Below are 18,122 nucleotides of genomic sequence, written 5' to 3'. Positions count from 1 at the left end.
GTCGGCAAGGCCGGCTGATGCCCAAGCCCGTCACCCTGATCACCGGCGCTTCCGGCGGCATCGGCGGCGCGCTCGCGATGACGCTGGCTCCCGCGCACAGGCTGGTCCTCTCCGGGCTGGAGGCCGGCCCGCTGGTCGAGCTGGCTGAGCGGCTGCAGGCAGATGGCACCGACGTTGCCGCCATGACCGGCGATGTCCGCGATCGCGATCTCGCCGGGGCGCTGGTCGAGCTTGCCGTGGAGCGCTTTGGCCGGCTCGACAATCTCGTCACCGGTGCCGGGGCTTCGCGGCCGGTACCGATGGTCGAGATGGAGGACGAGGAGTGGGACAAGCTCGTCGACATCAACCTCTCCGCCGTCTTCCGCGTCTCCAAGGCCGCCGCCCGGCGGATGATCGAACAGGGCGAGGGCGGTGCCATCGTCCACATCTCCTCGATCGCCCATAGCAATGGCGGCGCCAATCTCGCCTATGGCTCGGCCAAGGGCGGGGTGGCGACGCTGACCTATGGCATGGCCCAGCAGCTCGGCCGCCATGCCATCCGCGTCAACGCTGTGGCGCCGGGGATCATCGACACGCCGATGGTGCGCGGCGGCTTCGCCAGTCAGTTCAACGCCCTGGTCGAAGGCGCCTCGCAGCGTACCCCGCTCGGGCGGCTCGGCCGTCCGGAGGATGTCGCGGGAGTGATCGCCTTCCTGCTTTCGCCCGCCGCCGCCTTTGTCACCGGCGCGCTGATCCCGGTCACCGGCGGCATCGAGATCCTCTCGCCGATCTCGGCGATCGCCAAGGGAACCGCCTGACGATGCGCGAGATCATCGGCCGCTACGGCACCGCGCTCGCCGGCCTTGCCCTGATCGTCTTCTTCGTCGCCTTCGCGCCGAACTTCGCGACGACGATGAACATCGTCAACGTGCTGAAGGACACGAGCTTCCTCGCCATCCTGGCGATCGGCTTCACGCTCGCCCTGATCGTCTCCGAGCTTGACCTCTCGATCGCCGAAGTCGCGAGCCTGTCGGCCGTCGTAACCGGCTGGCTCATCCAGGGCCAGCAGCATCCGGCGCTCGCCGTTGCGGCGGGACTCCTGGTCGGGCTCCTCTGCGGCGCGGCTAATGGCTACGGCGTCACGGTCATGCGCGTGCCTTCGCTGATCATGACGCTCGGTACAGCCGCGATCGCGCGGGGCTTCGCCTTCATGATCACGCAGGGCGTCGCCTTCGTCGGGCGCTGGCCGGTCTCCTTCACCGGCCTGGCGCGCGGCACGAGCTTCGGCATTCCCAATCTCGTGCTCTGGCTCACCGCCGTCACGCTCGTGACCTACGGCCTGATCAAGTGGACCCGCACCGGCGCCCATATGGTCGCGACCGGCGAGGCGGACGAAGCGGCCCGGCTCTCCGGGATCGCGACGGCCAGGATGAAGCGCATCGGCCTGCTGCTGACCGGGCTCTGCGCCGGCATCACCGCGGTGCTGCTCGCTGCCAACCTGTCCTCGGCCGCGCCGAACATGGCCGGCGACTACCTGCTCTACGCCATCGCCGCCGTGCTGCTCGGGATGACCATGTTCGAGCCCGGCAAGCCCAACATCCCCGGCACCGTCTTCGCCGCTCTGGTGCTCAAGGTGCTCGGCAACGGCTTGGTGCTGATGGGCGCGGCCTATTACGTTCAGGACATCTTTCTCGGCGTCATCATCATCGGCTCGGTCGCCTTCTCGGCCAGCGCGTTGAAGAAGGCGGCGTTCAAGGTCTGACAGTTCACAACGATAACGAGGGGAGAGGTCGTCATGGTCGGTTTGAGGAAGGTTCTGCTGGCGGCGGCCGCCGTCGTCGCGATGGCTCAGGGGGCAGGGGCCTTCGAGCTCGGCGTCATCGGCTTCCAGTTCTCGTCCGAGACGCATGCCCGCGTCGCCAATGCCGCGGCCGCCGCGGCCAAGGCCAAGGGCTGGAACGTCACGCTGCTGAACTCGGAAGGCGCGCTGCCCAAGCATGCCGAGCAGTTCGACGCGCTGATCGCCAAGAAGGTCGATGCGATCATCATCGCCATGGGCAAGCCGGTCGAAGCCGACGCCCAGTTCAAGGCCGCCAAGGACGCCAAGATCCCGGTCATCACCGTGCAGTCGGGCGCGAGCCCGCACGCGCTCTTCGACATCCAGACCAACGAATACAAGGTCGGCGCCGAGGCTGCGCTCTACCTGCTCGGCCAGCTCGGCTACCAGGGCAACATCGTCACCGCCCGCTTCGACCTCAACGTCGCGTCGCGCATCCGCGGCAAGCTGCTCGACGCCGTGCTTTCCGAGAACCAGGCGGTGAAGGAGCTCGGCAAGTTCTCGATGGCCCGCACCCAGAGCTGGCGCGACGATGTCCGCGCCGGCATGCAGGCGCTGCTGCTGCAGAACCAGGGCAAGATCAACGGCATCTGGGCCTCGTTCGACGGCCAAGCCTACATCATCGACGATCTCCTGCAGGCGCAGGGCGTGAAGAAGGGCCAAATCCCGCTGGTCTCGGTCGATGGCGGCAAGGAGACCTATGCCCGCATCGCCGACCCCGCTTCGACCTTCACCGCCACCGTCTCGATTCCGTTCGAGGAGATGGGCAAGCAGGCGGTCGACGCGATCCAGACCATCGTCGTCGACAAAAAGCCGAAGGAGACGATCACTTCGGGCCCCTATCTCTTCACCGACGCCGTGCTGGTCGACAAGAACAACGTCCAGCAGTTCCTGAAGTGAGTCCGGTGACCGCCACACCCCTCCTGTCGCTCCGCGGCATCGGCAAGGCCTACGGCCCGGTCGTGGCGGTGCGCGAGGTCGATCTCGACATCTTTGCCGGCGAGGTCGTCGCCATCTGCGGCGACAACGGCGCCGGCAAGTCGAGCCTGATCAAGGTGATTTCCGGCGCCGAGGAGGCGACCTCGGGCACGCTCCAGATGCGTGGGAAGACAGTCGTCTTCGCCTCGCCGCATGACGCATTGAGCCATGGCGTCGCGACCATCTACCAGGACCTCGCTTTGGCGCCGCGGCTCTCCATCGCCCAGAACGTCTTCATGGGTTCCGAGCTGACGCGGCCCCTCGTGCTGCCGTTCTTGCGCGTGCTCGACAAGAAGCGGATGGCGCAGGAGGCGCGCGGCTTCCTCAAGCAGCTTTCGGTCTCGGTCGAGGACATGGACCGGCCGGTCGAGCGGCTGTCAGGCGGCCAGCGCCAGGCGGTGGCGATCTCGCGCGCCCTGCGCTGGAAGGCAGAGATCATCATCATGGACGAGCCGACGGCGGCACTCGGCGTCAAGGAGACCGCCCTCGTCCTCGACCTGATCCGCAAGCTCAAGGCTGATGGTCGGACGGTGCTGCTGATCAGCCACAATATGCGCGACGTCGTTGCGCTGGCCGATCGGGTGGTGATCATGGGGGCCGGCCGAAAGTACGTCGATCAGCCGCTCGGCGACCTCACTGCCGACGATCTCAGCCATATGATCATGGCCGGCAATGCGAGAGCCGCCTGAGATGGCCGGCGAGACGATCGTCATCGACACCGACCCGGGCCAGGACGACGCTGTTGCCCTGCTGCTCGCCTTCGCCAGCCCGGAGCTCGACCTCAGGGCGATCACCACCGTCGCCGGCAATGTCCCGCTCGCTTTGACCACCGCCAACGCGTTGCGCATCCGCGAGCTCGCTGGCCGCGAGGATGTGCCGGTCCATGCCGGGGCCGACCGGCCGCTGCTCTTCCCGCTTTCGACCGCCGAATTCGTCTGCGGTCCAGACGGCCTCGCCGGCGCCGATCTGCCGCCGGCACGTGGCACGGCCAGCGCAACCCATGCCGTCGAGGCTCTCATCGCCATCTTGCGCGCCGCTCCAGACGACAGCGTCGCGCTCTGCCCGCTCGGGCCTCTGACCAATCTCGCTCTCGCCTTCCGATTGGCGCCGGATGTCCTTCCCAAGGTCAGGCGCATCGTGCTGATGGGCGGGGCTCTGGCACTCGGCAACATCACCCCGGCGGCCGAGTTCAACGTCCATGTCGACCCGCACGCCGCCGCGATCGTGTTCGGTTGCGGCCGGCCGATCGTGATGTTCGGCCTCGGCGTCACCCATCAGGCGATCGCTTCGCACGAGCAGGTCGCCCGCCTGCTCTCTTTTGGCAATGCGGCGGGCAGGGCTGTTCACGGCATGCTGACCCGCCCACGCCCCGGCGGGCTCGGCACCGCCGGCCACCCGATGCACGACCCCTGCGTGATCGCCTTCCTGCTCTGGCCGGAACTCTTTTCGGGGCGCGACTGTTGTGTCGAGGTCGAGACCGGTGACGGTCCCTTGCGGGGCCGCACCACGATCGACTTGAACGGCCGGCTCAAGCGGCCGGCCAATGCCCATGTCGTCGCGAGCGTCGAGGCGGAAGCGCTGTTCCAGCGCCTGTTCGACCGACTCGCGACGTTGCCGTGATTGGAGGCGGAGATGGCCCATTTCGTCGAGGAGCTGCAGCTCGAGGCCGAGCGTGCGATTCTGGCGATGCAGACGGCCGCGCTCGCCGCCCGCCAGCTCCATGCCCGCGCCGAACTGATGCGCCATATGCTGACCACCGCCCGCAAGGTCGCCAGCAAGCCGAAGGCCGAGGCGGTCGAGACGGTGGTGCGCGAATGGATGGACGCCTGGAACCTCGGCCGCCAGGACTGGCCGCATATCGCCCAGGAGATGGAGACCTTCACCGCAGCCTTCCACGACTACGCCAATGAGCCCGGCGATGCGAACGACGCTGCGCTCCGCCGCGCCTGCGATGCGCTCGATGCCGTCCTCGCCCGCGAGAACACCTCGATCAGCGACCAGATGGCCTTCCGCTCGCAATGCGCCCATCGCTGGTGGGAGCTGGTCGTGCCGGCGCCCACCGATCTGCCGGGCGCCAAGCCGCGTCCCTCGGTACCGGTGCTCGATGGGCAGGCGCCGTTCTGGCAGTCTGGCTGCGCCGAATTCTGTCGCTGAGGGCCGGTCGATGCAGCCGCTCCAGCTCACCCTTCGCCCGGCCGGTCTTTCCGATGCCGACGCCTGCCAGAGGCTGTCGGCCGCGATCGGCTGGCCGCATCGGCGCGAGGATTGGGAGTTCGTGCTGTCGCTCGGCCAGGGCTTCACCCTGTCGATCGAGGACGCGGTCGTCGCCGTCGGGCTCTGGTGGGGCTTTGGCGCGAGCCATGCGACGCTCGGCACCATCATCGTCGCGCCGGACCGGCAGGGCCAGGGCATTGGCAAGCTGCTGACCGAGCGGCTGATCGCGGTGACGGAGGGGCGGACGCTCGGCCTCGTCGCCACACCGCAGGGCGAGCCGCTCTATGCCCGCTACGGCTTCATCGCTATCGACGAGGTCCGCCAGCACCAGGGCGATTGGCCGGAACTGGCAGCGCCGGTTCTCGCTGCGAACGAGGTCATGCGCCCGGCCGTTGCCGCCGACCTGCCGCTGCTGGCGCAGCTCGACGGCGAGGCGACAGGGCTGCCGCGCGCGCCCGTCCTCGAAGCGCTGCTGGCGCGCGGCCATGCCATCCTGATCGAGCGAGACGGCACGCCCACCGGCTTCGGCTTCCTGCGCCGGCATGGCCATGGTTGGCTGATTGGCCCGGTGGCAGCGATCGACGATGCCGCCGCCTGCAATCTGATCGCGGCTCTGCTCGCCGCCCGCCGCGGCGATTTCGTCCGCATCGACGTGCCCGCCCGCACCGGCCTCGGTGCATGGCTCGGCGAGCGCGGCTTGCCGCTCGTCGCTTCCGGCGTGGTGATGGCGCGCGGGTCCGCACCGGCCGCGCCCGGGCCGGCGCATCGGTTCGCGCTGGTCAACCAGGCAATGGGTTGAGCAGCATCGCTGCGGCGTGCGTGCCCAGCGCCTGCAGCCCGCTCCAGCCGTGCCAGACCGTATAGAGCCCGACCAGCACGATCAGCACACCGGAAAAATAGGGCGCCCGCGCCGCGACCATCGACAGCCATGTCGAGCGCTTTTCGACGGCGCGCAGGCTGAGCGAGGCGGCGACGCCGACCGTGACCAGCGTGATCGCCAGGCCGATCGAGAAGCACAACACCAGCACGGCGCCGAGCGCGATCTCGCGCAGCTGCATGCAGATCAAGAGCACGGTGATCGCCGCCGGGCAGGGGATCAGCCCGCCGGTCAGCCCGAACAGGATGATTTGCCAGGTCGTCACCGGCCGGTCGGTGAAGCGTCGGCGGATGTCCTGCGCATGAGCGCGCTGATGCGCGTCCATCGGCTCGTCCTCGGCCGTCTTGTCGTGGCTGTGCCCGTGCGAATGGCCGTGGGAGTGTCCGTGGCTGTGGCCATGACCATGGGAGTGGCCATGACTATGCCTTTTGCCATGACTGGCCGGATGCAGCGCGCGCTGCTCTGCCCAGGTCCGCCACAACATCCAGAGCGCGATCGCGATGATCAGGAGGCCGGACGCGAGCTGGAACCAGGGCTCGGTCACCTCGGCATTGAAATCGCGCGTCAGATAGAGGCCACCGAGGACCACGCCCCAGACGACGAGCGTATGCGAGAGCGTCGCGGCGAGCCCGAGCAGCAGCGCCTGCATGACAGAACCGCGGATGGCGACGATGAAGGCCGCCATCATCGTCTTGGAATGGCCGGGTTCAAGCCCGTGCAGCGCGCCGAGCAGGATCGCGCTCGGAATGAACAGCCAGGCATGGCCAGCGCCCTGCGCCAGCAATTCGGTGAAGCTCGGCACGACATGGTGCTCCGGATCCGGAACGGATCGGGGGCTGCCGTGCCGTCCGGCGTTGCCGGAGCTGGTCGGGGGCGCCCGTCTCGTCCTCGCCCGCCCGATCGCCGGGATGCACCCGGTCTTGCGCCGGCGCCTGCCTGATCGGGTGCCGCTTGCTCAGCGGATGCTCCGGTCTATAACCTCCCCGGGAGGATAGGATCAAGACGGAAAGGTCGGGGAATGCAGGACGAGGAACACGCCCGGATCCACCATCACCGGCATCCGGAGATCATCACGCGCCTGAACCGGGCGGAGGGGCATCTGCGCTCGACCATCGAGATGGTCGCCAATGTCCGCTCCTGCCTGGAAATCGCCCAGCAATTGCAGGCAGTCGAAGGGGCGATCGCCAATGCCCGCAAGATCCTGATCCAGGAGCATATCGGCCATTGCCTGGAGCAGGCCGCCGGAAGCCTTCCCGACGAGGCGCGCGGGCTGCTCGCCGAGTTCAAGGCGATGACCAAGTTCCTTTGAACGGCCGTTCGGGAATGGCCGGGTTGCCGAAGCGGCGCTGGCGGTTCGGCGTCGGCTCGCGCAAGATCGTTCCTGAAACGATTTAAGCCTGCATCCCATGGGAGGAATGATGCTCGACGATCTCAAGGGGCTGCGCGCCCTTGTCACCGGCTCCAGCACCGGCATCGGGGCTGCCGTCGCCAAGGCCTATGCGGCGAACGGCATGCGTGTCGTCGTGCACTACAAGTCGAGCGAGGCCGAGGCCAACGCCGTTGCCGGGCAGATCCGGGCGGCCGGAGGCGAGGCGCATGTGCTGCAGGCCGACGTCGCCGACAGCAGGCAGGCGGTCGATCTCGTCGACAAGGCGGCCGACAAGCTCGGCGGGCTCGACGTCCTCGTCAACAATGCCGGCGCGCTGGTGAAGCGCACGCCGATCGCCGAGATCGAGGACGAGTTCTTCGACAGCGTCGTCGATCTCAATGTCCGCTCGGTGGTGATGGCCTCCAAGGCGGCGCTGCCCTATCTCAAGAAGTCCGGCGGCAAGGCGAGCGTGATCAATCTGAGCTCGATCGCGGCACGCAATGGCGGCGGCCCCGGCTCCTCGCTCTATGCCAGCTCGAAAGCCTTCGTGCTCAACCTGACGCGCGGCATGGCCAAGGAGTTCGTGCCCTTCGGCATCCGCGTCAACGGCGTCTCGCCCGGCGTGATCATGACGCCGTTCCACGAGCGCTATTCGACCGCCGAGCAGATCGAGGCGATGCGCAAGACCGTTCCGATGGAGCGCGTCGGCACACCGCAGGACAATGTCGGGGTCTTCCTCTTTCTCGCCAGCCCGGCGATGAGCGGCTACATCACCGGTCAGACCATCGAGGTGAATGGCGGCCAGTACATGGTCTGACGGTCACTGTGGCTTTGGCGTCATTGACGGGCCTTGCTGCAGCCTAGCATGGTCCGGGCTACGAGCCGGACCATGGGTAGCCAGTGATGCCGATCCGCCGCACAGATCTGCCGACATCGGCTGCCCGACGAGGCTTTGCGGCCGTGGCCATCAGCGTTTTCGCCGCCGGCTGCGCCGGCGACGTGAAGGGCGTGCTGACGCCGGTCACCTCGACCGTGCCGGGCACCAGCAAGGTCACCATGCTGGTCGCGACCACGCGCGCGGCTGATCCGGATGCCGGCGTGCTGTTCTCCGGCGAACGCGGCAAGCCTGCTTTTGCCGAGATGACGATCTCGCTGCCGCCGGAGAGCCGCCGCAAGGTCGGTGAGGTGCAGTGGCCGAGTCGACTGCCTGGCAATCCCGAGACCGATTTCGTCACGCTCAAGGTCGACAAGCTCGACGCCAAGACCGGCCTGGCGCGCCTGCACGAACGCGTCTCGCGCGTACCGAAGCGCCGCGTCATGGTCTTCGTCCATGGCTTCAACAATCGCTTCGAGGACGCGGTCTACCGCTTCGCTCAGATCGTCCACGATTCCGATGCGAACGTCGTGCCGGTGCTGTTCACCTGGCCCTCACGCGGCTCGCTCTTCGCCTATGGCTACGATCGCGAGAGCGCGACCTATTCGCGCAATGCGCTGGAGAACCTGTTGCAGGCACTCGCCCGCGATCCGGCTGTCGGCGAAGTTTCGCTTCTGGCGCATTCGATGGGCAACTGGGTCGCGCTGGAGTCATTGACCCAGATGGCGGTGCGCAATCGCGGCATTCCGCCGAAGATCGCCAACGTCATGCTCGCCTCGCCCGATGTCGATGCCGACGTCTTCCGCACGCAGATCGCCGAAATGACGGGGCGGCGGCCGAACTTCACCCTCTTCGTCTCGCAGGATGACCGCGCGCTCGCGGTCTCGCGCCGGGTCTGGGGTAACAAGGACCGCCTCGGCGCCGTCGATCCCGATGTCGAGCCCTACAAGACCGAGTTCGAGAAGGACAAGATCACGGTCCTCAACCTGACCAAGCTGCGCACCGGCGACAAACTCAACCACGGCAAGTTCGCCGAGAGCCCCGAGGTGGTGAAGCTGATCGGCACGCGCCTGGTCGACGGCCAGCCGATCACCGATTCCCGTGTTGGCCTCGGCGACCGGCTGATCGAGGTGACTGGCAGTGCCGCGGCCGCGGTCGGCACTGCCGCCGGCATCGTCGTTTCCGCGCCGATCGCGGTGATCGATCCGCAGGCCCGGCGCAATCTCGGCGATCGGGTCGAGCATCTCGGCAACAATATCCAGGACACCGGCGCGGCGGTCGGCGACACCGTGACCACGCCGCTCCAGAACCCCGGCGCGCCGCGCTGAGGGAAGCCGCCTATAAGCATCGGACCGAAAAGTGGAATCCACTTTTCGGAAAAATCCGATGCGATGATCTAGCGGCTGAAGCGTACCGGCACCGACAGCGCGATCGCTCCGCCGCCACCGACGCCGGCAGGCGGGGCCGGGACCGGGCTGGCGCGGCGGATCATCGCCGCCGCCTCGGCGTCCAAGGCGGAATCGCCGGACGAGCCGACGACGCGCGAGGACAGCACATTGCCGCTGCGGTCGATCGCGAAGGCGACCTGGACCGTGCCGGGACTCGCTCCGCCGGGGAAGCGCTTGTAGCGGTTGAGATGGGCGATCAGCGAGCCGCGCCAGGAGGCGGTCGAGACGGTCGGTTGGCTGGCGGTGCCCTGAGCCGCGCTGCTCGGGGCGGCGGCGCGCTGCTCCGAGGGCTTCGGTGCCACCGCTTCCTTGGCCCGCTGCTCGACCGGCTTGCGCTCGACGACCTTGGGCTTGGGCTTCGGCCTTTCCTTCTTCTCGACGATCTTCGGCTTCGGTTCGGGCTTCTTCTCCACCGGCTTTAACTCGGGCGGAGGCGGCAGCAGCACGGCGTCGAGCTTCGGGATCTGCGGCAGTTCCGGCAGCTTGATCTCCGGCTGCTCGACCGGTGTCGGCTCGGGAACCGGCTCCGGCTCGGGCTCCGGTGGCGTCGTCTCCCTGACCGGCTCGGGCGGCGGCGGTTCCGGCTCGGCACGCTGTTCCGCGACAGGCAGGTCCTCTGGCGGCGCCTCGGGGGCGACCGACAGAGCGGCGAGCTCGATCATCACCGCCGGTTCAGGAGCGCCGGCTGCGGCTTCCGTCGGGCGCCAGTTCACGCCGACCCAGGCGGCGCCGCCATGGGCGGCGGCGACAGCAACCGCCGCAACGCCCCAGCGCAGCGCGGCGAGCCAGCGGCGATCCGGCGCGGGGGCGATCATGGCTTGCCCGCCCCCGGCGCAGTGCTCTGGCCGGTATCTTCCAGGCCGACCAGCGCGATCTTGAGATAGCCCGCCTGGCGCAGCCGGTTCATGACGTCCATTAGTTCACGATAGGCCACCGCCCCGTCGGCACGCAGGAAGACGCGCTGCTCGCGGTCATTATTGGTCTGGCGGTCGAGCGTGGCCTGCAGGAGCTCGCGCGGCACGGTGTCGTTGCCGAGGGCGAGCGAGAGGTCCTGCTTCACGGTCAGGAAGACCGGCTTGTCGGGCCGCGGCTGCGGCTGGGCGTTCGAGACCGGCAGGTCGACCGCAACGTCGACGGTCGAGAGTGGTGCGGCGACCATGAAGATGATCAGCAGCACCAGGATCACGTCGATGAACGGCGTGACGTTGATCTCGCTGACTTCGCCGAGATCGCCGTCCTGCACTTCCTTGAGCGAAACCGCCATGGCTCACTCCGCCGGGACGCGCGGCATGGCGGCCGGCTGGGCCGGCACGGCATGCAGGTTGGCACGGACCTGCTGGGCTGCCTGGCGGCGTGCCCGCTCGAGATCGCGCGAGAGATGGCGCAGGACCTCGCCCGAGGCGTCCGAGAGTGTCGCGCGATAGCCGGAGATGGCGCGCGCGAAGACGTTGTAGATGATCACGGCAGGGATGGCCGCGACGAGACCGATCGCAGTCGCCAGCAGCGCCTCAGCGATGCCGGGGGCGACGACGGCGAGGTTGGTCGTCTTCGACTGGCTGATGCCGATGAACGAATTCATGATGCCCCAGACCGTGCCGAACAGGCCGACGAAGGGGGCGGTCGAGCCGATGGTGGCGAGCAGGCCGGTGCCGCGCGCCATCGAGCGGCCGGCCCTGGCCTCGATCCGCGACAGCGCGATTGCAGCGCGCTCCTTGATGCCGTCTTCGCCGAGATCGTCGGAGCGCTGACGCTCGCTCTGGGCGGCGCCGACCAGCTCGGCCACAGTGCCGCGTGCCTGGCCCTTGCGGCCGGCGATCGCACGCGCGGCTTCGTCGAGGCTGACGGCCTCTTCCAGCCGGCGCACGGCCCGCTGCGCCCGAGTCTTGGCTGCGGCGAGCTCAAGCGCCTTGGCGAGCCAGATCGTCCAGGTCACCAGCGAGGCAAAGGCAAGGCCGAGCATCACCGCCTTCACGACGATGTCGGCGGCCATGAACATGCCCCAAGGCGACAGGTCGTGAGGCAGCGTCGCCTGCGCTGTGACGGGAGCGGGGGATGCGGAAGGGGCGGTTGCAGGCAGGGCGGCCTGCGTGGCGCCGGCGCCGGGAACGGTAGCCGGCGCGGCTTGACCAACTGGTGCGGCGGTGGCCGGAGCGGGAGTCGAAGCCGCCGGGGCCGGCAGTCCGCCGCCATGAGCACCGGACGGGCTCGGCTGCTGCTGTGCCGGTGCGGTCTCGGCGGGGGCGGTCTGGGCCACGGCGACGAAGCCCGCCACGGGCGTGGCGACGATGGCTGTCGCGAGCAGAACTGTGCCGATCAAACGCTGCATCGAATTGGGTCCGTGGTCTTGCGGCGCTCCTCCTTGACGGGAGCGCTTTCCGACCAGAGCCACGTCCGTTGAAGCAGCTCCGGTCGACCGCACGACGAGGCTGGCTGAGCACATCGTCTCCGCGATCGTCACCAGCAGTTAAACCAGAGCGAATTGGTTAGCAAATACAATAGTTTACACGTATTCTAAAGTAACGCGCCCGCTGCTCTTGGTCCGGAACAGTTCAAGTGTTTTGGGTGCTTCGCTCGGCTGCGAGCATGGTCAGCTTTGCGCGAGGACCACGCCGGGATTGAGGATGCCGAGCGGATCGAAGGCCCGCTTGACCGCTCTCATCAGCTCCAGCGCCTCTGGCTGCGCCTGCCTTGTCAGCGCGCCGGTCAGGCTGCGGCCGATGCCGTGCTCGGCCGTGATGCTGCCGCCGAAATCCCCGACGATCGCGAAGACCTGGGCATTCACGGCAGGGCCGATATCTGCGAGCCGTTCCGCCGGCGTCTCGTTGGGAAGGCGCAGGATGACATGGATGTTGCCGTCGCCGACATGGCCGACGAAGAGGGCGCGCGCGTCCGGAAAGCGCTCGGCAGCCATCGCTTCGATCGCCGAGATAAAGGCCGGGACATCGGCGATGGCGACGCTGGTGTCATGCGAGACGATCGATCCGGCGCGGCGATTGGCTTCCGCTACGGTGAAGCGCAGATGCCAGATCGCCTTGGCTTGCGCCTCGCTCTGCGCGATGGCTGCGTCCTGCAGCAGGTTCTGCTCCAGCGCCGTTGCGAGTGTCTCGGTCAGCAACTCGCCAACCTGTCCAGTCGGGTCGCTGTCAGCGAGTTCGATGAAGACATACCAGCTGTGCCGCCGTTCAAGGGGAAGGGCCGTGCCCGGCACGCCGTCGAGCGTGAGGCCCATCTCGCCGTCGCACATCAGTTCGAAGCTGGAGATGCGCTCGCCTGCGCTCTGCCGCAGCAGGGCGAGCAGCCGCAATGCGTCCGTCGGGCTGGCGAGACCGCACAGTGCCGTCGCACTCGCGCGCGGCTTGGGAAACAGCCTGAAAGTCGCCGCCGTTACGATCGCGAGCGTGCCTTCCGAGCCGATCACCAGCTCTCTCAGCGCATAGCCGGCATTGTCCTTGCGCAGCGGCTTCAGCCCATGGATCACGGCGCCGTCGGCGCGGACATATTCGAGGCCGAGCACGAGATCGCGCGCCGTGCCGTAGCGGATGACATTGATGCCGCCGGCATTGGTCGCGACCACGCCGCCGACCTGGCATGAGCCTTCGCTGCCGAGGCTGAGCGGGAACAGCCGATCATTGGCGGCAGCGGCCTGCTGGACATCGGCGAGGATGCAGCCGGCCTCGGCGGTCAGCGTGTCGCCCTCGATGTCGACCGCCCTGATCCGGTTGAGGCGGGCCAGCGAGAGCACCATGGCTTCGCCGGAGCCGCCCGGCGTCGCCCCGCCCGACAGGCCGGTATTGCCGCCTTGGGGCACGACCGGCGTGCGCGTCGCGCTCGCCCAGCGCAGGACGGTCGAGACCTCCTCGACGCTGCGCGGGCGGAGCAGCGCGAGCGCTTGGCCGCGATGCTTGCCGCGCCAATCGGTCAGATGCGGCGCCAGCGCCTGCGGATCGGTGACAATGGCGGCCGGGTGGAGGATGGCGCGCAGGTCGTCGAGCGAGCTCATCGCGCTAGACCGTGCCGGCATCGACGATAAAGTTCTGGCCAGCGCACATGCGCGAGACGTCGGAGCAGAGGAACAGCACCATCTGGGCGATGTCCTCCGGCAGGATCTCGCCCTTCAGCGCCTGCGCAGCCTGGTTGGCCGCGCCCTTCTCCGGTGTCCACCACTGCGATCGCTGGCGCTCGGTCATCACCCAGCCCGGCGTGACGCAGTTGACCCTGATGCCGTCGGGCCCGAGCGCCCGTGCCAGCGAGCGGGTGAAACCGATCACCGCGGATTTCGCCGTGGTGTAGGCGATCATGTGCGGCGAGCCCTTCATCCACGAGGTCGAAGACAGGTTGACCAGCGCCCCACCGCCAAGGCTGCGCATATCCGGCACCAGCGCCTGCGCGACGAACATCATTGGCCGCAGATTCACCGCAAGGCGGTCGTCCCAATAGGCCTCCGTCACCGCCTCGAAATCGTGCCGCTCGTCATGACCGGCGTTGTTGATGCCGATGGCGAAGGGGCCGTGAACGGCCCGCGCCGCGGCGATCGCCGCTTGCGTCGCTGGGATGTCGCGCAGATCGACCCGATGGAACGAGACCGTTCTGCCAGCCGCCGAAAGCTCGGCCGCGAGCCGCTCGCCGCGCCCGGCGTCGATGTCGAGGAAAGCGACCTTGCTGCCCTGCCGTGCCAAGGCCTCGACGATGGCGCGACCGATGCCATCGGCGCCGCCAGTGACCAGCGCGGCCTTGCCGGCGAGATCGGGATAGCTGGCTTCGACCCTCACCCGCCGAACTCCGCCGCCGGCAGACCGGGCACGTCGACCGGCAGAGTGAAGAGACCGCCCGAGAACGGCGCCTCGGCCAGCACGCGCGAGGCCAGCCGGATGCGCGCCGTGGTGATGAACAGCGTCTTCAGGTCCGGCCCGCCGAAGGCGAGGCTGGTCGGGCGCGGCACAGGCAGCCAGACCTCACGATCCAGCCGGCCGTCCGGCGCATAGCGGTGCAGGCACCAGCCATCCCAGATCGCGCACCAGACGAAACCTTCGGCATCGACAGCGAGTCCGTCCGGCCGGCCGGCGACCTCGGCGAGGACGCGGCGATCGGCGAGCGTGCCCGCCTTGGCGTCGAACGCGTAGGCGTAGATGCGGCCATGGGCGGAATCGACGAAGTAGAAGCTCCGGCCATCCGGGCTCCAGTCGAGCCCGTTGGCAACCGTGAGCCCACTCTCTTGCCGCTGCCAGGAGAGGTCCGGCGCGATCGCGTAGAGGGAACCGGAGGCGCGGCTGGCGTCGAGCCGCATCGTCCCGGCCCAGAGCCGGCCCTGCCGGTCGCATTTGCCATCGTTGAAGCGATTGTCGGGGATGTCAGCCTCGGGGTCGGCGAGTGGCGTCAGCCGGCCGCTGGCGAAGTCGAAGGCCTCCAGCCCCTCCTGCGTCAGCACCACCAGCCCGCCGCCGCGGCGGCCGAGCACGGCGCTGACAAGGCGTGGCAGCGTTACCTCCTCATTGTTGCCGGTCGCAGGGTCGAAGCGGTTGACCGAGGGTGCGAGGATATCGACCCAATAAAGCCGCTGCTCGCCGGCTGACCAGTAGGGACCCTCGGCGAGATGCGCGCCCCAGGGCAGCACGCATTGGACGTTCGGATCGACCGGCCGCGCCGAACGCGGCGCCGGGGAGATGTTCATCTGCGTCGCGCCGACATTGCCGGAGATCTGCCTCGCAGCCGCCATCAGGTCGCGGCCGGTGGTGTGCAACCGCTCGCGCGTCAGCCGCGAGGACGGGCCGAACACGCCGATCGCCGCCACGGCGCGGCCGGTATGGTCGAAGATCGGCGCCGCGACAGAGGCGACGCCGGCGACATGCTCCTCCTGCGAGACGGCGTAGCCGCGCGCCCGGGTCAGAGCGAGGTCGGCAGCGAGCGCCTCCTCCTCGGTGATGGTGGTGTCGGTGAAACGTTCGAGCTTCAGCCGGTCGACCAGCGCCCGCTGCTCATGCGGCTGGACGAAGGCGAGCAGGGCCTTGCCGCCGGCGGTGCAATGCAGCGGCGCGCGCCGGCCGATCTCGATGCGGAAGCCATAGGGGCCGCCACGGCTGCGCTGGTCGATATAGAGCACCTCGCCATTGTCGATGGCGCAGAGCGCGGCGGTCTCGCGCGTCTCCTCTGCGAGCCGGTCGAGCGCTGGCGCTCCCGCACCGCGCAAATCGAAGGATTCCCAGACGCGGTGTGCGAGCTCGAACAGGCGGTGGCCGAGCCGGTAGGTGTTGTCGCTCTCCTCATGCCGGATCAGGCGAAAGGTCAGGAGCGTGTTGAGCATTCGTGCCAGCGTGCCCTTGGGTAGGCCGGTCGCGGCCTGCAGGTCACGGAAGCGCGGCGGCGCCGATGCCTCGCCGATCACGTCGAGCAGATAGAGGCCCTTGGCGAGGGCGGCTGCGCCGGTCGGGACGTCGCGCTCGTCCGGCGTCAGGACGCGCGCTTCACCCGCGCCTGCGCCGCCTCGCCGATCATGCGCTCGAAGGTCCATTGCGGCTCAAATCCCAGTTCGGTCCGGATCCTGGCGTTCGACGTCTCGTAGAAGACGCCGGCACCCGGCAGGTCGATGGTCTTCAACGGCAGTCCCGTCAACTCCGCCATCATCGGCAGTGCGGCAGCGAAGTCGACCGGTTCGGTCGCACCGAGATTATAGGTGCGGCCGGCGGCGCGCTCATCCGACAGCGCCAGCAGGATGCCGGCGACCATGTCGCGGGTGTCGGTGATGTGCATGCGGAAGGGCCGGCCGGCCTCGTTGCGCGACAGCACCAAGGCCTCGCGCCCGTCATCGATCGCGCGTAACGCCGCGACGGCGGCGGCGTTACCGAAACCTTCCTGCTGCCGGATCTTCGGCTGCAGGAAGAAGCGTGGGCCGGAGAAGAAGCTGCCGGGATCGAGCAGTTCGCTAGCATCCTGAGTGTGGGAAAAGCGCAGGATCGTCGATGGCGTTCCGCTGGTCCGCTCGAAGAAGCGCACGACCTCTTCGCCCAGGAGCTTGCTCAAGCCATAGGGCGAACGCGGCTTCAGCGGGTGGTCCTCGTCGATCGGCTGATAGTCCGGCACGTTTTCGGGATAGACCTCGCCGGAGGATGCGAAGACAAGCCGCTTCGGCTTCACCGCCGCCGCTTCTTTGAGCAGCACGCGCGTGCCTTCGACATTGGCGGTGAACAGCTTGTCGCGGTCGGCCGGCAGCCAGGACATGAAGGCGCCGAGATGCAGGATCGCATCAGTACCCTGCACCGCCTCCCTCGCGGCGGCGCGATCGTCGAAGCCGCCGAGCACCTCGCGAAAAGCGGGATGCTCGATGCCGCTGGCGCGCAGGTCGAAGCCGGTGACGCGGTGGCTCGCATCGAGCAGTTGCCGCGCCACGCGCGAGCCGACACGCCCGGCGCTGCCGGTGACCAGAATGGTGCTCATCGGATCGCCTCGCCGCTAGCCGCATCGAAGACATGCAGTCTTGTCGGATCGAAGGAGAGCGTTAGCGTCGCCTCGGGCGGCCGCGGCTCGGGATTGATCAGGCGTGCGATCAGCGAGGTCCGCCTTGCCTCGTCCTCGCCGCCGGAACCCGCCTCGCGGCGATGCTCTTCGGGCAAGTCGACATAGACATATTGCTCGCTGCCGAGGCTTTCGATCAGGCGCGGGCTGACCGCGAAGGAGACCTGGCCCGGCCCGGCGGCGATGTGCTCAGGCCTGAGCCCGACGACGATCTCCCTGCCGGCGAGTGCGGTGACGTTCGCGATCGGCAGCGCCACGTCGTGACCGAACAATTTCGCGGTCACGCTGCCGCTCGCGGCCTCAGCCTTCGCCTTCAGAAAATTCATGCCGGGCGAGCCGATGAAGCCGGCGACGAAGAGATTGGCCGGCTCGCGGAACATCACGTCCGGCGAGGCGATCTGCTGGATCATGCCGTCCTTCATGATGACGATACGGTCGGCCATCGTCATCGCCTCGGTCTGGTCATGGGTGACGTAGATCGTGGTCACCCGCAGCCTTTTGTGCAGGGCGCTGATCTCGGCGCGGGTATGGACGCGCAATTTGGCGTCGAGATTGGAGAGCGGCTCGTCCATCAGGAAGGCCTGCGGCTCGCGCACGATCGCGCGGCCGAGTGCGACGCGCTGGCGCTGGCCTCCCGAGAGGGCGCGCGGCCGCCGCTCGAGCAGGTGGTCGATGCCGAGGATCTTTGCGGCCTCATTGACCCGCCTGGTGATCTCGCCGGCATCGGTGCCGCGCATCTTCAAGCCGAAGCCCATGTTCTTGGCGACCGTCAGATGCGGGTAGAGCGCATAGTTCTGGAAGACCATGGCGATGTCGCGGTCGCCCGGCGCGAGGTCGGTGACGTCTCGCTCGCCGATCGCGATCGTGCCGGATGAGGCTTCTTCCAGCCCGGCGAGGATCTTAAGCATGGTCGACTTGCCGCAGCCGGATGGGCCGACGAGGACGACGAACTCGCCATCGGCGATATCGAGCGAGAACGCCTTGAGGACGGTCAGTGCGCCATAGGATTTGGTGACGCTGTCGATACAGATTCCAGCCAT

General features: G+C 68.2%; 19 protein-coding genes. 10 read left to right on the top strand and 9 right to left on the bottom strand.

The genetic code is table 11. The annotated features are described in order from the left end of the window. Window positions 1–17 precede the first annotated feature (17 nt). From AC3WLC_RS22495 to AC3WLC_RS22465, 7 genes are read left to right on the top strand one after another with little or no spacing between them, the layout of a single operon-like run. Window positions 18–797 carry an SDR family NAD(P)-dependent oxidoreductase gene (locus AC3WLC_RS22495; RefSeq protein WP_493686148.1) on the top strand — a complete coding sequence of 260 codons (780 nt, stop codon included), beginning with the start codon at window positions 18–20 and terminating at the stop codon, window positions 795–797. A 2-nt stretch (window positions 798–799) separates the two neighbouring features. Continuing rightward, window positions 800–1,741, top strand: a complete 942-nt coding sequence (locus AC3WLC_RS22490; RefSeq protein WP_493686147.1) for an ABC transporter permease — start codon at window positions 800–802, stop codon at window positions 1,739–1,741. 33 nt (window positions 1,742–1,774) lie between these two features. Then, window positions 1,775–2,716, top strand: a complete 942-nt coding sequence (locus tag AC3WLC_RS22485; protein WP_493686146.1) for a sugar ABC transporter substrate-binding protein — start codon at window positions 1,775–1,777, stop codon at window positions 2,714–2,716. A 5-nt stretch (window positions 2,717–2,721) separates the two neighbouring features. Continuing rightward, window positions 2,722–3,483, top strand: coding sequence for an ATP-binding cassette domain-containing protein (locus AC3WLC_RS22480; RefSeq protein ID WP_493686145.1), 762 nt, complete (start codon window positions 2,722–2,724; stop codon window positions 3,481–3,483). 1 nt (window position 3,484) lies between these two features. Continuing rightward, a complete protein-coding gene (locus AC3WLC_RS22475; protein WP_493686144.1) occupies window positions 3,485–4,414 on the top strand; it encodes a nucleoside hydrolase in 930 nt (309 codons plus the stop codon). A gap of 12 nt (window positions 4,415–4,426) precedes the next feature. Beyond that, a complete protein-coding gene (locus AC3WLC_RS22470) occupies window positions 4,427–4,948 on the top strand; it encodes a hypothetical protein (protein WP_493686143.1) in 522 nt (173 codons plus the stop codon). A 10-nt stretch (window positions 4,949–4,958) separates the two neighbouring features. Continuing rightward, window positions 4,959–5,807, top strand: a complete 849-nt coding sequence (locus AC3WLC_RS22465; protein WP_493686142.1) for a GNAT family N-acetyltransferase — start codon at window positions 4,959–4,961, stop codon at window positions 5,805–5,807. Here AC3WLC_RS22465 and AC3WLC_RS22460 read toward each other — a convergent pair. Further along, window positions 5,788–6,687 carry a nickel/cobalt efflux transporter gene (locus tag AC3WLC_RS22460; protein WP_493686141.1) on the bottom strand — a complete coding sequence of 300 codons (900 nt, stop codon included), beginning with the start codon at window positions 6,685–6,687 and terminating at the stop codon, window positions 5,788–5,790. The genes AC3WLC_RS22465 and AC3WLC_RS22460 overlap by 20 nt on opposite strands. 216 nt (window positions 6,688–6,903) lie before the next feature. Here AC3WLC_RS22460 and AC3WLC_RS22455 point away from each other — a divergent pair, with 216 nt between their 5' ends. From AC3WLC_RS22455 to AC3WLC_RS22445, 3 genes are all read left to right on the top strand, one after another. Then, window positions 6,904–7,194 carry a metal-sensing transcriptional repressor gene (locus AC3WLC_RS22455; protein ID WP_493686140.1) on the top strand — a complete coding sequence of 97 codons (291 nt, stop codon included), beginning with the start codon at window positions 6,904–6,906 and terminating at the stop codon, window positions 7,192–7,194. A 109-nt stretch (window positions 7,195–7,303) separates the two neighbouring features. Next, on the top strand, window positions 7,304–8,071 hold the full coding sequence (locus AC3WLC_RS22450; protein WP_493686139.1) for an SDR family NAD(P)-dependent oxidoreductase: 768 nt from the start codon (window positions 7,304–7,306) through the stop codon (window positions 8,069–8,071). Window positions 8,072–8,157: 86 nt separating this feature from the next. After that, window positions 8,158–9,456 carry an alpha/beta hydrolase gene (locus AC3WLC_RS22445; RefSeq protein ID WP_493686138.1) on the top strand — a complete coding sequence of 433 codons (1,299 nt, stop codon included), beginning with the start codon at window positions 8,158–8,160 and terminating at the stop codon, window positions 9,454–9,456. Between the two features lie 68 nt (window positions 9,457–9,524). Here the strand turns inward: AC3WLC_RS22445 and AC3WLC_RS22440 are convergent, their stop codons facing one another. From AC3WLC_RS22440 to AC3WLC_RS22405, 8 genes are all read right to left on the bottom strand, one after another. After that, the gene (locus AC3WLC_RS22440) at window positions 9,525–10,391 is read right to left on the bottom strand and encodes an energy transducer TonB (RefSeq protein WP_493686137.1); all 867 of its coding nucleotides are present in this window, start codon (window positions 10,389–10,391) and stop codon (window positions 9,525–9,527) included. After that, on the bottom strand, window positions 10,388–10,840 hold the full coding sequence (gene exbD, locus AC3WLC_RS22435; RefSeq protein ID WP_493686136.1) for a TonB system transport protein ExbD: 453 nt from the start codon (window positions 10,838–10,840) through the stop codon (window positions 10,388–10,390). The genes AC3WLC_RS22440 and exbD overlap by 4 nt, the downstream gene beginning before the upstream one ends. A gap of 3 nt (window positions 10,841–10,843) precedes the next feature. Then, window positions 10,844–11,902: a tonB-system energizer ExbB gene (exbB, locus tag AC3WLC_RS22430; RefSeq protein WP_493686135.1), complete on the bottom strand. Its 1,059-nt coding sequence runs from the start codon at window positions 11,900–11,902 to the stop codon at window positions 10,844–10,846. 261 nt (window positions 11,903–12,163) lie between these two features. After that, window positions 12,164–13,576, bottom strand: coding sequence for an FAD-binding oxidoreductase (locus tag AC3WLC_RS22425; protein WP_493686134.1), 1,413 nt, complete (start codon window positions 13,574–13,576; stop codon window positions 12,164–12,166). 4 nt (window positions 13,577–13,580) lie between these two features. Next, window positions 13,581–14,345, bottom strand: a complete 765-nt coding sequence (locus tag AC3WLC_RS22420; protein WP_493686133.1) for an SDR family NAD(P)-dependent oxidoreductase — start codon at window positions 14,343–14,345, stop codon at window positions 13,581–13,583. Next, window positions 14,342–16,081, bottom strand: coding sequence for an SMP-30/gluconolactonase/LRE family protein (locus AC3WLC_RS22415; protein WP_493686132.1), 1,740 nt, complete (start codon window positions 16,079–16,081; stop codon window positions 14,342–14,344). The genes AC3WLC_RS22420 and AC3WLC_RS22415 overlap by 4 nt, the downstream gene beginning before the upstream one ends. Beyond that, complete coding sequence (locus AC3WLC_RS22410) at window positions 16,021–17,004, bottom strand: NAD-dependent epimerase/dehydratase family protein (protein ID WP_493686131.1); 984 nt, start codon at window positions 17,002–17,004, stop codon at window positions 16,021–16,023. Before AC3WLC_RS22410 ends, AC3WLC_RS22415 begins: the two co-directional genes overlap by 61 nt. Beyond that, window positions 17,001–18,122 carry an ABC transporter ATP-binding protein gene (locus AC3WLC_RS22405; RefSeq protein ID WP_493686130.1) on the bottom strand — a complete coding sequence of 374 codons (1,122 nt, stop codon included), beginning with the start codon at window positions 18,120–18,122 and terminating at the stop codon, window positions 17,001–17,003. Before AC3WLC_RS22405 ends, AC3WLC_RS22410 begins: the two co-directional genes overlap by 4 nt.

It is taken from the genome of Allobosea sp. GW821-FHT03A12, assembly GCF_058986765.1.
Note: the sequence above shows the minus strand (reverse complement) of the source record. Positions and strands in the feature narration are given on the sequence as shown.